The sequence below is a fragment of the Shewanella xiamenensis genome (assembly GCF_014647135.1).
In the GTDB taxonomy this organism is placed as follows: Bacteria; Pseudomonadota; Gammaproteobacteria; order Enterobacterales; family Shewanellaceae; genus Shewanella; species Shewanella xiamenensis.
In genome coordinates this window covers 1-15418 of record NZ_BMOP01000023.1, presented here as the reverse complement: position 1 = coordinate 15418, position 15418 = coordinate 1, and the positions used below count along the sequence as shown (strand labels likewise).

Here is a 15418-nt window from a genome sequence, read left to right as displayed (position 1 = left end):
TTCATGCAAAGTCATTATTCACACATAGTATTAGGTTTGGGTGCCACAGGGCTCTCGGTAGTGCGCTATTTGTGTGGAAAAGGCATTACGCCGTTGGTGATGGATAGCCGTCGCCAGCCTCCCGGTGCCGAAACACTGGCAAGTTCATTCCCTGAGGTGCAATTAATTGCTGGCGGATTTGATTGCCGTTATCTAGTGCAGGCGACGCAAATCATTATCAGCCCTGGGATTGCGATTGATACTCCCGAAGTGCGCGCGGCACTGGATATGGGGATTGAAGTCATTGGTGATATTGAGTTATTTGCCCGTGAGATTGCCGATCGTAAACCGTGTGTGATTGGGATTACGGGCTCAAATGGCAAAACGACAGTGACCACCTTAGTGGGTGAAATGCTGCGTGAAGCAGGCATTGCTGTTGCTGTGGGAGGCAATATTGGTACTCCGGCGCTGGATTTGCTGCAAGAGAATGCGGATATTTTTGTGCTTGAGTTATCGAGTTTCCAGCTGGAAACCACCCATAGCTTGAATTGCGTGGCCTCAACCTGTTTAAACGTGACGGAAGATCATATGGACAGGTACAGCGATATGGATGCCTATCGGAAGGCCAAACTACGTTTGTATCATCAAAGTCGTTCCATCATTTTTAACCGTGATGATGCGCTGACTATCCCAACTGAACCCATGAACCAAAACAGCTTTGGTTTAGCGCCGCCTGAAGGCGACGAGTGGGGCATTTGCGACAGCAAGATTTATCACGGCCACAGTGAAATCATGCCAATCACCGAAGTGTCACTGATTGGTAGCCATAACCATGCCAATTTACTTGCTGCGATGGCGCTGGTTTATGCCGTGGGTGTGGATAAGCAAGTGATGGCCAAAGTCGCTCGCACCTTTACTGGCCTTTCTCACCGTTGCGAAGTGGTTGGCGTCAAAGGTGGTGTGACCTATGTGAATGACTCTAAAGCTACCAATGTGGGGGCTACTGTTGCGGCCCTTGATGGTTTAAGCGATCACCTCGGCGACATTATTTTGATTGCTGGCGGCGATGGTAAAGGTGCGGATTTCAGTCCACTGGCCGAGCCGTTAACAAAAGTGACTCACCTCATTACCTTAGGTAGAGATGGCAATAAGATTGCCGCGCTGAAAGAAGGCGCTATTAAGGTTGATTCAATGGCTGCCGCTGTTGCTAAGGCCGCTCAATTAGCGACTTCGGGTGATATTGTGTTGTTGTCGCCCGCCTGTGCAAGTCTGGATATGTACAGCAACTTTATGGCCCGTGGTGATGATTTTAGAAGCCAAGTGGAGCAACTCGATGGCGAGTGATGCAAGACAGCTCAGCCTGTTTGGGCGAGTGCTGAATGCACTGCCTAACTGGCAACGAGATACCGAAGTCCCGGGCGCACAATTGTACGATCGGGCTTTGCTCACTGCTGTTTTGTCTTTGATTGGCTTTGGTTTTGTAATGGTGATGTCGGCCTCTATGCCCGAGGCACAAACACTGACGGGTAACCCATTCCATTTTATGACTCGCCATGTGGGTTATCTGTTGGGATGTTTAGTGATTGCCGCATTTGTGCTGAGGGTTGAAATGCAAACTTGGCAGCGGATGAGCCCTATCATGCTGCTGGTTGTATTTTTGATGTTACTGGCAGTACTGGTCGTGGGAACTACCGTAAACGGCGCGACCCGTTGGTTATCAATCGGTCCAATCCGTATTCAAGTGGCCGAGGTCGCTAAGTTTGCGTTTTCTGTGTACATGGCGGGCTATCTGGTGCGCCGTCATCAGGAAGTGCGTGAAAATGCTAAGGGCTTCTATAAGCCGATTGCGGTATTTGCGATTTACGCGATTTTGATTTTGATGCAGCCCGACTTAGGCACTGTGGTGGTGTTGTTCGTCGGCACTGTTGGACTGTTGTTTCTCGCGGGTGCTCGGTTGCTGGACTTTTTCGCGCTGATCTTTGCTGGCATTTTAGCTTTCGTCGCGCTGGTACTGCTCGAGCCTTATCGTATGCGCCGGGTGACATCGTTTTTAGACCCTTGGCAAGATCCGTTTGGTAGTGGCTACCAGTTAACCCAATCGCTGATGGCCTACGGCCGGGGTGATTGGTTCGGCCAGGGCCTTGGCAACAGTATTCAAAAGTTGGAGTACCTCCCCGAGGCGCATACCGACTTTATCTTTGCCGTGATTGGTGAAGAGTTAGGGTTTATCGGCATTATCGCGGTGCTATCCGTGTTGCTGTTTGTGGCATTAAGGGCCATTCGCCTCGGCAATTTATGCCTGGTGATGGATAAAGCCTTCGAAGGTTATCTGGCCTATGCCATTGGGATTTGGATCTGTTTTCAAACCGTCGTTAATGTGGGCGCAAGCATTGGTATGTTACCTACTAAAGGGTTAACACTGCCCTTTGTGAGTTACGGCGGTAGTAGTTTATGGGTCATGACGGCGGCGGCAATGACATTGCTACGCATCGATTATGAGCGGCGCATGAGTTTAGTTCAGGCCGTGCAAGGGAGATTGAAGTAATGACCGACGCGGGTAAACGTATTTTAGTCATGGCAGGCGGCACGGGTGGACATGTGTTTCCGGCGCTCGCGGTGGCAAAATATTTAGCGCAGCAAGGTTGGCAAGTGCGTTGGTTAGGCACAGCCGACCGCATGGAGGCGCGTTTAGTGCCTCAGTATGGCTTCGACATCGATTTTATCGACATTAAGGGCGTGCGTGGCAATGGCTTAGTGCGTAAATTGGCGGCGCCTTTTAAAGTGGTGCGCTCGATTCTGCAAGCCAAGGCAGTGATTGCCGAATTTAAACCCGATGTGGTGCTAGGGATGGGCGGTTTTGCCAGTGGCCCTGGTGGTGTGGCCGCGAAATTAGCGGGCGTGCCTTTAGTGTTGCATGAGCAAAATGCCATTCCGGGAATGACCAATAAATTACTCTCGCGGATCGCTAGCCAAGTATTATGCGCCTTTAAAAATACCTTCACTCAGGTTAGGGCAAAGGTGGTGGGTAACCCCATCCGTCGCGAGTTAATTGCTTTAGGTGCCGAGCCTAAGCAAGCCGCGGATGATGCCTTAAAAGTCTTGGTGGTAGGCGGCAGCTTAGGCGCCAAAGTCTTTAACGACTTAATGCCTGAAGTCGTGGCAGCGCTCAGTAAACAGCAGTCGATTACGGTTTGGCATCAAGTGGGTAAGGATAATCTGGCAGGAGTCAAGTCGGCTTATCAACAGCAAGGACAAGAGGGCGGCGTTAACGTTGCCGAATTTATTGATGACATGGAAGCCGCCTATCGCTGGGCAGATGTGGTATTGTGCCGCGCTGGCGCGCTGACGGTATCTGAGTTAGCGGCGGTGGGACTTCCGAGTATTCTGGTGCCTTATCCCCATGCAGTGGATGATCACCAAACCCGTAACGCTCAAGTATTGGTTGAGGCTGGCGCCGCTTTCCTATTGCCGCAGGCCATCTTGGACGTGAATAAGCTGGTGAGTAAATTACAGTTACTCGCCAATGACAGAGCAGAATTAGCCCAAATGGGCCAAAGAGCGAGAGATGTTGCCGTACTGGATGCAACCGAACAGGTGGCCCAAGTGTGTATCGCTCTCGCCGAGAAAGGATAGGTATGACTAAGACAGAAAGATACTTACAGCTAAGAAGTATGATCCCAGAAATGCGCCGGATTAAGCGTATTCATTTCGTCGGCATTGGCGGCGCGGGCATGGGCGGGATCGCTGAAGTATTAGTAAACGAAGGGTATGTTGTCAGTGGTTCTGACATCGCGCAAAACGCCGTGACTGACAGACTCTGCCTGCTGGGCGCGAAAATTCATATCGGCCATGGCGCCGATAACGTGCAGCAAGCCGATGTGGTGGTGGTCTCGACCGCGATTAATCCTGAGAATCCAGAGATTATTGCGGCGAAGGAATTGCGTATTCCTATCGTGCGCCGCGCTGAGATGTTGGCTGAGTTGATGCGTTATCGCCATGGTGTAGCGATTGCAGGAACTCACGGTAAAACCACGACCACCAGTTTGATTGCCAGTTTGTATGGTCAAGCGGGGCGCGATCCAACTTTTGTTATCGGTGGTTTACTTAACAGCGCTGGCACCAATGCCCGCTTAGGTACTAGCCGTTACCTGATCGCCGAAGCAGACGAAAGTGATGCGAGCTTCCTGCATCTGCAACCTATGGTCAGCGTAGTGACGAATATCGAAGCCGATCATATGGATACCTACGGTGGTGATTTTGAAAAGCTCAAATCGACCTTCGTGGATTTTTTACATAACCTGCCTTTCTATGGCGTGGCTGTCGTTTGTATCGATGATCCAGTCGTACGTGAGATTATGCCGCGTATAGGTCGTCATATGATCACCTATGGCTTCAGTGACGATGCCGACGTGCAGGCGCTGAATTTCCATCAGCAGGGTCACCAATGCCGCTTTACCGTCAGACGTAAAGGCAAAGAAGATTTAGACCTGCTGCTTAATCTGCCGGGTCAGCACAATGTATTAAATGCACTGGCAGCGATTGCCGTGGCGACAGAAGATGAAATTGATGATAGCGCCATCATTCAAGCCTTGGCTGAATTCCAGGGTATTGGTCGTCGTTTCCAACACTTAGGCAAGTTCGCGACGCCTAAGGGCGAAGTGATGTTAGTGGATGATTATGGTCACCACCCCAGCGAAGTGGCGGCGACCATTAAAGCGGCGCGTGCAGGCTGGCCTGACAAACGTTTAGTGATGGCTTATCAGCCACACAGATACACTCGTACTCGCGATCTGTACGAAGACTTTATTGAAGTGTTATCTCAGGTAGATTGCTTGCTATTGCTCGATGTGTATAGTGCCGGTGAAGCACCGATCCCTGGCGCCGACGGTCGGGCTCTATGCCGTTCGATTCGTTTGCGTGGGCAGTTAGACCCCATCTTTATTGCTAGCCCAGATCAGTTAGCCGAAGTGCTACCCGATGTGTTGCAGGAAGGGGATTTATTGTTGACCCAAGGTGCAGGTAATATAGGTGCCTTGTCGCGTCAGTTAGCCGCCACTGAATTAGGCTTTAGCACGGCTGTGACAACCGAGGTAAAACCTTGATGTATTGCGTGACAACTTGGGTTTAAAGGAAATGTTGATCCGATGTTTTAGCGCTATATAATGGCCGGTTTTCTGTGGTTTTTAGTAGTGTCGTTGAAGGGTGGAAACAAACGTGTCTTGGAGTGATAAGAGGCGACACTGGCGGGCGAGGATGTCACGGGTTAATTGGTACTTGTGGAGTGGGATTGGTTTTTTATGGTTAGTCATTGGTAGTTTTGTTTTTGGCGGCTACCTGCTACATAAGTTTTTAAATGATGCCAGCACTTTGCCCATTGAAGCGGTCGCCATTAAAGGTGAGCGGACTTACACCACAGATAGGGATATACAAATTGCACTACAGGATTTAATGCAGCGGAGTTTTTTTAGTGCTGACATCACCTTAGTGCAACAGGCATTAGAAGCTTTACCTTGGGTGTATCGTGCGTCAGTGAGACGTGAATGGCCTGCGAAACTCAGGGTGTATTTACAGGAGCAACAACCGGTCGCCCATTGGAATGGTACCGCTTGGCTCAATGTGCATGGTGAAGTGTTTGAAGCGCCATCGCACCCTGAGTTAGAGCATCTGCCTTATTTATCTGGGCCAGATGATATGGGGACCGAAGTGTTAACCGCCTACGCGCAGGTTAACTCGCTACTGAAGATTAATGGCTTTACCTTAGCCAATTTGAGTTTAACACCACGTCATGCGTGGCACGCGACACTAGGTAACGGTATTGTTTTAGACCTAGGTCGAGAAGATAAAATGGCAAGGATACAGAGGTTTATCACTGTTTACCCATTATTGGCGAAACAAGATAAACCGATTGCCAGAGTGGATTTGCGCTACGACACAGGGTTGGCCGTAGGCTGGGGCGATGCACAAACAAGAGAGCCGATAATTAATGACCAAAAACCAAGATAGAAATCTGATCGTCGGATTGGACATAGGAACCTCTAAAGTCGCAGTGATCATAGGCGAAGTTCTGCCCGATGGCGAAATCAGCATAGTCGGCCTTGGTAACCACCCTTCAAGGGGCATGGATAAAGGTGGCGTTAACGATTTAGACTCCATCGTGCGCAGTGTGCAACGCGCGCTCGATCAAGCGGAATTAATGGCAGACTGCCAAGTATCATCGGTTTACCTGAGCATTTCCGGTAAACATATCGCCTGCCAAAACGAAAATGGCATGGTGTCGATTAACGATGAAGAAGTGACACAGGAAGACGTCGATAACGTGATCCACACTGCGCGCTCGGTGAAGATCCCGACCGAACGTCGTATTCTGCATGTGTTACCGCAGGAATACGCGATTGACGTACAAGACGGCATTCGCAGCCCCATCGGCATGTCAGGCATGCGGATGGAAGCCAAGGTACACATAGTGACCTGCGCCAATGATATGGCGAAGAACATCACTAAGAGTGTTGAGCGCTGTGGTTTGAAGGTCGATGACTTAGTGTTCTCCGGCATTGCGTCGGCGGATGCGGTATTAACCTTTGATGAAAAAGACTTAGGTGTGTGTATCGTCGATATCGGCGGCGGCACGACGGACATCGCCGTGTATACCAATGGTGCGCTACGTCACTGTGCAGTTGTGCCGGTTGCGGGTAACCAAGTGACCAACGATATTGCGAAGATTTTCCGCACGCCGTCGTCACATGCCGAACAAATTAAAGTGCAATTCGCCTGTGCGCGCAGCTCCATGGTGAGCCGCGAAGACAGTATCGAAGTGCCCTCGGTCGGTGGGCGTCCATCGCGCAGCATGTCACGTCACACGCTGGCCGAAGTGGTGGAGCCAAGATATCAAGAGCTGTTTGAGTTAGTGCTCAAGGAGCTGAAAGACAGTGGTTTAGAAGATCAAATCGCCGCAGGTATCGTGTTAACAGGTGGTACGGCGTCGATTCAAGGCGTGGTGGACATTGCGGAGGCAACCTTTGGTATGCCTGTTCGCGTCGCCTCACCATTGCCAGTTAAAGGGTTATACGAATACGTGGATCAGTCTATTTACTCCACTGGGGTTGGATTGCTTCACTACGGTGCAAGACGGGTGCTTGAGCGTCAATTCGAGCGTCCTGAGCGTCAAGGGGTTACCAGTGCTTGGAATCGGGTCCAAAGCTGGTTTAAGGGTGAATTTTAATAACGCAGGCAACACGGAGATCAGACAATGTTTGAGATCATGGACACTCACTCAGACGACGCGGTGATTAAAGTCATCGGCGTTGGCGGCGGCGGCGGTAACGCTGTCGAACATATGGTCAAACACAACATTGAAGGTGTTGAGTTTGTCGTTACCAATACAGACGCACAGGCGCTACGTAAATCTGGCGCTGGCTCAACGATTCAATTAGGTCGCGATGTCACTAAAGGGCTTGGCGCTGGCGCCAACCCCGAAGTGGGTCGTGCCGCAGCGGAAGAAGACCGCGAAAACATTCGTGCAGCGATCAAAGGCTCAGACATGATCTTTATCGCCGCCGGTATGGGCGGTGGTACTGGTACAGGTGCTGCGCCAGTTGTTGCTCAAATCGCTCGTGAAGAAGGCATCTTAACGGTTGCGGTCGTGACTAAGCCTTTCCCTTTCGAAGGCAAAAAGCGCATGGCTTATGCCGAGCAAGGTATCGCTGAGCTTGCTAAGCACGTGGATTCGCTAATCACTATCCCTAACGAAAAATTATTAAAAGTATTGGGTCGTGGTACGTCATTACTCGATGCGTTTGCCGCAGCGAATAACGTGTTACTCGGCGCAGTACAAGGTATTGCTGAGCTGATTACTCGCCCAGGTCTGATTAACGTCGACTTTGCGGACGTGAAAACCGTTATGTCTGAAATGGGTAATGCCATGATGGGCACTGGTGTTGCACGTGGTGAAGACCGTGCAGAAGAAGCGGCTGAAGCTGCTGTAGCCAGCCCATTATTAGAAGACATCGACTTAGCCGGTGCCCGTGGTGTGTTAGTTAACATTACCGCAGGTATGGACATGAGCATCGAAGAATTTGAAACTGTTGGTAACCATGTTAAAGCTTATGCTTCTGACAATGCTACCGTGGTTGTGGGTGCGGTTATCGACCCAGAAATGAGCGACGAACTGCGCGTAACCGTAGTTGCAACGGGTATTGGTGCTGAAAAGCGTCCTGATATCCAATTAGTTTCTAAGCCAGCACCACGTCCAGAACCAGTGGTTGTGGAACCAAAAGTTGAAGCTTATGTCGAAGAAGCAACTCATGTGAGCTATGCGGCGCCAAAGGGTAACGTATTACCTGCATCGCCAGCACCTGCTCCTGCGCCAGCGCCTTCAACAAAGCATGAATTGGATTACTTAGATATCCCAGCGTTTTTGCGTAAGCAAGCTGATTAAAACAGGTATTTGAGTCCAGCGTATCGGGTGATGTATTGCTCTATCGGCAATACCACCCAATGACGACATTTGTATGACATAGCTAACTTATGTTACTATGTCGAACCTATGTGGTCGTTTTGCTGCTGCTGTGTGCGCAAATATTAGGCTTAATTATTGAAATCTAAACGGGTAACTGAATGATATTTCAAAGAACTGTTCAAAAAATGGTGAAAGCTACCGGAGTCGGTTTGCACTCTGGGAATAAAGTCACCTTGAGCATTATGCCCGCACCAGTCAATACAGGGATCGTACTTGTGCGTACCGATATGAGTCCTGCCGTTGCTATTCCAGCAAAGGCGGAACAAGTTCGCGAAACCACGATGTGCACGGCACTTGTCAATGACGAAGGTATTCGTATTTCGACTATTGAGCATTTATTTGCAGCCTTAGCGGGTTTAGGCATTGATAACGCCGTAATCGAAGTGGACGCCCCTGAAATCCCAATTATGGATGGCAGTGCGAGCCCATTTGTATTCTTACTTCAGTCTGCGGGTATTAAAGAGCAGTCTGCACCTAAGAAGTACTTAAAGATTAAACGCCCTGTGCGTGTTGAAGACGGTGATAAGTGGGCCGAGCTCAAGCCTTTCAAAGGTTTTAGAGTCAACTTTAAAATTGACTTTGCTCACCCCGAAATTGCTCGCAGCCAACAGCATGTGGTGATGGACTTCTCTACTTCAGCTTTTGTTAAAGACATTAGCCGCGCTCGTACTTTTGGTTTTATGCGTGATATTGAGTATCTGCGTGCGAATAACCTAGCATTAGGTGGCAGCATGGAAAACGCAGTTGTACTTGATGAATATCGCGTCCTCAACCCCGACGGCCTGCGTTATGAGGATGAGTTCGTTAAGCACAAAATTTTAGATGCGTTTGGTGATCTCTATGTGGCAGGACACGCCATTCTTGGTGAGTTTACTGCCTATAAAACGGGTCATGCTCTGAATAACCAGTTAGTACGTGCCTTATTGGCGCAGCAAGATGCGTGGGAGTTAGTGAGCTTTGAGAAAGAAGCCGATGTGCCCGTTAGCTTTGCTGTACCTGGTGGCGCGGTCTTCGCTTAATTGCGTCTGATGTTTACTTATTACGGCTGGCCAATGTGGCCAGCCGTTTTAGTTTTTCGCCTAGTGTCCCGCTCACATTTTCTGCAAGTGCGGCAATATGTTCTGCCGCAGCTGGACTGAGTTGCTTGTGCGTCTGTTTCGGCTTTGCGTCATACAATGCTAATCTCGGGTTGACTTTAACTTCAATTGCGGTAAGGATTGGGAGCGTTTCTGCTTGAAGCTGCGCGAGTAGTTTCGGCTTTTGGAAATTAATTCGTGCAGCCCATGCTGCCGAAGTGGTTTCAACCACAAGAACACCCTGGCGGAAATTGGCGACTTTCAGCTGCTCCGCAACAGGACCTGCGACAATCTGCTTCACGTGCTGATCCAGATATAAAAGTAGTTCCGCTTTCTCAGCTATGTCGGGTAATGTGCCTGATTGGTGTAGTAATTGGCTGAGATCCTGAGGGGGCTTTTTCATATGATAATAAGATGGCTGAATTAGGCTATGAGTGTAACAGTATTTATTCAAGGTCGGAATGGCGTTACGCGCTGGCAACCCAGTAAACGCTGGTTGATCCTTCCCATGCTATTGTTAGCTACTGGTGCCGGTATTTATCAACACAACTCTGCTAGGTTTGAAAATCAGCAAGCCAGTGTCGATAACGATCGAATCCAACGCGAACAACAAAAGAAGCAAGTCTTAGAGCTTAAAAGTGCCACAGAGTCACAGCTAGCCATGCTGGCGACCCATGTCGCGCGCATGCAAGCTAAAATCACCCGTCTCGAGGCCTTAGGTCAACAAGTCGCAAAACAAAACAAATTGGATGAAGACTTTGATTTCTCATCTGAAGTTGGGGTTGGTGGTTTAAGCGAATTAGGCTCAAATATCGAAATTAGTCAGCTTATCGAAGATATGGATAAACTGGCGTCACGAATTGACAACAATAATGTTCAACTATCACTACTTGAAACAGTGTCATCTAACCACCATATAGATGCTGAACGTTATGTATCAGGGCTCCCACTCGATAAAGGTTGGTTATCGTCGCCCTACGGATTACGTAATGACCCTTTTAACGGTCGTCGAACCATGCACAAAGGGATCGATTTTACCGGTCGGGAAGGGGCTAAAGTTGTCGCGACTGCAGCAGGCGTGGTGACTTGGGCTGGGAATATGTTTGGTTATGGCGAATTGGTCGAAATCGACCATGGTAACGGTTTACGTACACGCTATGGCCATAATAAAGCTTTGTCAGTAGCTGTAGGTGATGTGGTCGCTAAAGGCGAAACCATCGCCAGTATGGGAAGCACTGGGCGCTCAACAGGGGCTCATGTGCATTATGAAGTGTTGCGTGGCGGACAGCAGATAGATCCACAAAAGTTTGTCTACCGCAAAGCAAGTTAATTGAAACATTGGCTTCTAGTTTCCATCATGGACTTGGCCTACAGAAAATAAGTGATTCAGATGTTTGGTAAATTACTGACAAAAGTATTTGGTAGTCGCAACGACCGTACCCTTAAAGGGTTACAAAAAGTAGTTAATAAGATTAATGCGCTTGAAGCCGATTATGAAAAATTAACCGATGAGCAGCTTAAAGCGAAAACCGCAGAGTTTCGTGAGCGTTTAGCTGCGGGTGCTTCATTAGATAGCATTATGGCGGAAGCGTTTGCCACCGTGCGTGAAGCATCTAAGCGTGTGTTCGAAATGCGTCACTTCGACGTGCAGTTACTCGGTGGTATGGTACTTGATAGTAACCGTATCGCTGAAATGCGTACGGGTGAAGGTAAAACTTTAACCGCAACACTGCCTGCTTACTTAAATGCCTTAACGGGCAAAGGCGTTCACGTTATTACCGTCAACGATTACTTAGCACGCCGTGATGCTGAGAATAACCGTCCACTGTTCGAATTCTTAGGTTTAACTGTTGGGATTAACGTTGCTGGCCTTAGCCAACAGGCGAAGAAAGATGCCTATAACGCCGATATTACCTACGGTACCAACAATGAATTTGGTTTCGATTATCTGCGCGACAACATGGCGTTTTCACCACAAGAGCGTGTTCAACGTCCATTACACTATGCACTTATCGACGAAGTCGACTCAATCCTTATCGACGAAGCCCGCACGCCATTGATTATCTCGGGTGCAGCGGAAGACAGCTCTGAGCTTTACATCAAGATCAACACGCTTATCCCCAATCTTATCCGTCAAGATAAAGAAGACTCTGAAGAGTATGTGGGCGAAGGCGACTACACCATTGATGAAAAAGCCAAACAAGTGCACTTTACTGAACGCGGTCAAGAGAAGGTTGAAAACCTGCTGATTGAACGTGGCATGTTAGCCGAAGGCGACTCACTTTACTCAGCAGCCAATATTTCGCTACTGCACCATGTGAACGCTGCACTACGTGCTCATACCTTATTTGAGCGTGATGTGGACTATATCGTTCAAGATGGCGAAGTGATCATCGTTGATGAACACACTGGTCGTACTATGCCAGGTCGTCGTTGGTCAGAAGGTTTACATCAGGCTGTTGAAGCCAAAGAAGGTGTTCGTATTCAAAACGAAAACCAAACTCTGGCATCGATTACCTTCCAAAACTACTTCCGTTTATATGAGAAGTTAGCGGGCATGACAGGTACTGCCGATACCGAGGCGTTTGAGTTTCAACACATCTATGGTTTAGATACCGTTGTGGTGCCAACTAACCGTCCAATGGTCCGTAAGGATATGGCGGATTTAGTTTACTTAACCGCTAATGAAAAGTATCAAGCGATTATTAAAGACATCAAAGACTGCCGTGAACGTGGCCAGCCGGTATTGGTGGGTACAGTTTCAATCGAACAGTCTGAATTGTTAGCACGCTTAATGGTGAAGGAGAAGATCCCGCACCAAGTGCTTAACGCCAAGTTCCATGAAAAAGAAGCCGAGATTGTTGCCCAAGCAGGCCGTACTGGCGCCGTAACCATTGCCACTAACATGGCGGGTCGTGGTACCGACATCGTGCTTGGTGGCAACTGGAATATGGAAATCGAGGCGCTGGAAAATCCAACCCCAGAGCAAAAAGCCAAGATCAAAGCTGATTGGCAAGTGCGTCATGACGAAGTCGTTGCCGCGGGTGGTTTACACATTCTCGGTACCGAGCGCCACGAATCACGTCGTATCGACAACCAGCTACGTGGTCGTGCGGGCCGTCAAGGTGATGCGGGCTCTTCACGTTTCTACCTGTCGATGGAAGATAGTTTAATGCGTATCTTCGCTTCTGATCGCGTCTCCGGCATGATGAAGAAGCTGGGCATGGAAGAAGGCGAAGCGATCGAACATCCATGGGTGTCTCGTGCAATCGAAAATGCTCAACGTAAAGTAGAAGCACGTAACTTCGATATTCGTAAGCAATTACTTGAATTCGATGACGTGGCAAACGATCAGCGCCAAGTGGTTTACGCCCAGCGTAATGAGTTGATGGATGCGGAAAGTATTGAAGACACGATTAAAAACATCCAAGACGATGTAATTGGTGCGGTAATCGATCAGTACATTCCACCACAATCAGTAGAAGAGTTATGGGATGTTCCTGGGTTAGAGCAGCGCCTAAACCAAGAGTTTATGCTTAAACTGCCAATCCAAGAATGGCTCGATAAAGAAGACGACTTACACGAAGAAAGCCTGCGTGAGCGTATTATCACTTCTTGGTCAGATGCTTATAAAGCCAAAGAAGAAATGGTCGGTGCCTCAGTACTGCGCCAATTCGAAAAAGCAGTGATGCTACAAACCCTCGATGGCTTGTGGAAAGAGCATTTAGCCGCAATGGATCATTTACGCCAAGGCATCCACTTACGTGGTTACGCACAGAAGAATCCAAAGCAAGAGTATAAGCGTGAGTCATTCGAACTGTTCCAACAATTGCTGAATACGCTGAAACATGACGTGATTAGCGTGTTGTCTAAAGTTCAAGTGCAAGCCCAATCTGATGTTGAAGAAATGGAAGCTCGTCGTCGTGAAGAAGATGCTAAGATCCAACGCGACTACCAGCACGCAGCAGCCGAAGCCTTAGTTGGTGGGGATGATGGTAGCGACGAGATGATGGCGCACACACCAATGATCCGCGATGGCGATAAAGTTGGCCGTAACGATCCTTGTCCTTGTGGCTCTGGCCGTAAATATAAGCAGTGTCACGGTAAGCTAAGCTAATTCAACACGTGCACCTAATTCTAAAAGGCGACTGTAATAGTCGCCTTTTTCATGCCTACTCAAAGCCAGATACAAATCATTGAATCTGTCTGCATCTATATAAAGCTTATTTGAATCTCCAGCCTTCCAGTTATGGTAAGTCATGCTTTGTTCACAAATAAAGCAGTAAAATTGCTTTTTGTGGATAACGTTGGGGGTAACTAGTGGGTACTTTGTGACTAACTGAAACTATTGAAAAAAGATCGAAAAAATACAAAAAAGCGCTTGCACAAAAAGTTCCGCTGCCTATAATGCGCATCCACTGACACGGCAGACAGCGATACGCAGTTTCAAGTGCCAGTTCATCAAGTGATTCAGTCCTTGATGAGCGAAAAGAAAGTTTAAAAAACTACTTGACGCAAAAACGGGGATGCGTAAAATACGCAGCCCTGACCCGCTGAAATCACTTGTGGTAATGCGAAGGTCAACGCTCTTTAACAATTTATCAAGCNCGCTTATGCGGATTTTTTTCTCTTTTGGAGAGGCTAAGCAGACTTTCAGCAGTTTCAGGTTTCATAATCCAATTTTAAGCTGTTGGGTTGCTTGCTATTAGATCAGACTTCAATGCGGAATGGTATTAGCGCAGCCAACTCCATACCTGTTCGATGGGGTTTAGTTCTGGGGAATATGGCGGCAGTTTGAGGATCGACAGGTTAGGGATATCAGCAGCAATGTCATTGGTATGCCAACCCGCACCGTCCATTACCACGACTGCATGGCGGCCAGGTTTGGTGCGTTTTGCAATTAGCTCCAGGTGCTGGTGCATGATGTCCTTATTGACGAATGGCGTGATGATGGCTTCAGTTTCTCCTGTTGCAGGACAGACAGCGCCGAAGAGGTGCACATATTCAAACTGCTGCTGTTTTAACGCTCTTGGTCTACTGCCTTTGGGGGCCCAAAGGCGTGTCGTTGTATTTTGCTGGCCGGATCTTGCTTCGTCCTGAAACCCAATATCAATTGAGACTAAAAAAATCAGCCTCACAATTAACTTTGAATACGCACAGCTGTGAGTTCTTTTAACTTAAAGTTGAGTAATTAATTATTTAATCTAGTAATTAAACCTTCTCAGTGTGGATAACTCTGGGTATAACAAGTGTGTAGGTTGTGCCTAGCTTGGGTGTAACAATCTATTTGAAAATTAATCATAAAAACCTGAAAAAAGCGCTTGCACAAAAAGTTTCGCTGCCTATAATGCGCATCCACTGACACGGCAGACAGCGAAAGCGAGCGCGGTTACAGTGCGAATCGAATGCAAATTGTGCAGTTGATTCGAAAGCCTCAAGAAGTTTGCAAAAACGCCTTGACGCGATGAGGGAAATGCGTAGAATACGCAGCCCTGACCTACTGAGCGGTAATGCTAAGTTAATGGTCAAATGCTCTTTAACAATCTAAACAAGAAATCTGTGTGGACACTCACAGGTGTTGAGTTAATCGAAATTACTCTGCCGTTTGGCGAGTAATCAAAGAATTAAATCAATGAATGAGTGTTCATAGCAATATGTACATACAGTAATGTATGAATTGAAACGCGATGCTTCTTAGTGAGCAACGCGGATCAAAACAGTAGAATTCATTGAGTCGTTTAACGCGAGTTAAACAAAAAACTTTTAATTGAAGAGTTTGATCATGGCTCAGATTGAACGCTGGCGGCAGGCCTAACACATGCAAGTCGAGCGGCAGCACAAGGGAGTT

At 48.2% G+C, this 15418-nt stretch carries 11 protein-coding genes, 1 rRNA gene and 1 pseudogene; 11 read left to right on the top strand and 2 right to left on the bottom strand.

Annotated features, from left to right (window positions below):
- Window positions 1-3: 3 nt before the first annotated feature.
- The 8 genes from murD to lpxC all read left to right on the top strand — a co-directional run bounded on the left by murD (window position 4) and on the right by lpxC (window position 9513).
- Window positions 4-1323, top strand: a complete 1320-nt coding sequence (murD, locus tag IEY09_RS16190) for a UDP-N-acetylmuramoyl-L-alanine--D-glutamate ligase (protein ID WP_047536139.1) — start codon at window positions 4-6, stop codon at window positions 1321-1323.
- A complete protein-coding gene (ftsW, locus tag IEY09_RS16185) occupies window positions 1313-2524 on the top strand; it encodes a cell division protein FtsW (RefSeq protein ID WP_037422827.1) in 1212 nt (403 codons plus the stop codon). Before murD ends, ftsW begins: the two co-directional genes overlap by 11 nt.
- Entirely contained in the window at window positions 2524-3612 is a 1089-nt protein-coding gene (gene murG / locus IEY09_RS16180) for an undecaprenyldiphospho-muramoylpentapeptide beta-N-acetylglucosaminyltransferase (RefSeq protein WP_172589542.1), read from the top strand. Before ftsW ends, murG begins: the two co-directional genes overlap by 1 nt.
- A 2-nt stretch (window positions 3613-3614) precedes the next feature.
- Window positions 3615-5081 carry a UDP-N-acetylmuramate--L-alanine ligase gene (gene murC, locus IEY09_RS16175; RefSeq protein ID WP_037422821.1) on the top strand — a complete coding sequence of 489 codons (1467 nt, stop codon included), beginning with the start codon at window positions 3615-3617 and terminating at the stop codon, window positions 5079-5081.
- A gap of 151 nt (window positions 5082-5232) precedes the next feature.
- A complete protein-coding gene (locus tag IEY09_RS16170; protein WP_037428855.1) occupies window positions 5233-5982 on the top strand; it encodes a cell division protein FtsQ/DivIB in 750 nt (249 codons plus the stop codon).
- Window positions 5963-7198, top strand: coding sequence for a cell division protein FtsA (gene ftsA, locus IEY09_RS16165; RefSeq protein WP_011073897.1), 1236 nt, complete (start codon window positions 5963-5965; stop codon window positions 7196-7198). Before IEY09_RS16170 ends, ftsA begins: the two co-directional genes overlap by 20 nt.
- A gap of 27 nt (window positions 7199-7225) precedes the next feature.
- Window positions 7226-8413, top strand: a complete 1188-nt coding sequence (gene ftsZ / locus IEY09_RS16160; protein ID WP_011624294.1) for a cell division protein FtsZ — start codon at window positions 7226-7228, stop codon at window positions 8411-8413.
- 179 nt (window positions 8414-8592) lie between these two features.
- A complete protein-coding gene (gene lpxC / locus IEY09_RS16155; protein ID WP_037422814.1) occupies window positions 8593-9513 on the top strand; it encodes a UDP-3-O-acyl-N-acetylglucosamine deacetylase in 921 nt (306 codons plus the stop codon).
- Between the two features lie 13 nt (window positions 9514-9526).
- On the opposite strand, the gene IEY09_RS16150 is transcribed toward lpxC, so the two are convergent.
- Window positions 9527-9973 (bottom strand): DUF721 domain-containing protein, encoded by a 447-nt coding sequence (locus IEY09_RS16150; protein ID WP_069454151.1) that lies wholly within the window; start codon window positions 9971-9973, stop codon window positions 9527-9529.
- A 27-nt stretch (window positions 9974-10000) separates the two neighbouring features.
- On the opposite strand from IEY09_RS16150, the gene IEY09_RS16145 reads away from it, so the two are divergent.
- Both IEY09_RS16145 and secA read left to right on the top strand, forming a co-directional pair.
- A complete protein-coding gene (locus tag IEY09_RS16145) occupies window positions 10001-10900 on the top strand; it encodes a M23 family metallopeptidase (protein ID WP_055647662.1) in 900 nt (299 codons plus the stop codon).
- A gap of 60 nt (window positions 10901-10960) precedes the next feature.
- Window positions 10961-13687 (top strand): preprotein translocase subunit SecA, encoded by a 2727-nt coding sequence (gene secA, locus IEY09_RS16140; RefSeq protein WP_037422805.1) that lies wholly within the window; start codon window positions 10961-10963, stop codon window positions 13685-13687.
- 619 nt (window positions 13688-14306) lie between these two features.
- On the opposite strand, the pseudogene IEY09_RS16135 reads toward secA, so the two are convergent.
- Window positions 14307-14699, bottom strand: a pseudogene (locus IEY09_RS16135) (IS630 family transposase); the annotation flags it as partial.
- Between the two features lie 635 nt (window positions 14700-15334).
- Between IEY09_RS16135 and IEY09_RS16130 the strand changes: the two are divergent.
- Window positions 15335-15418 (top strand): 16S ribosomal RNA (locus tag IEY09_RS16130); the annotation flags it as partial.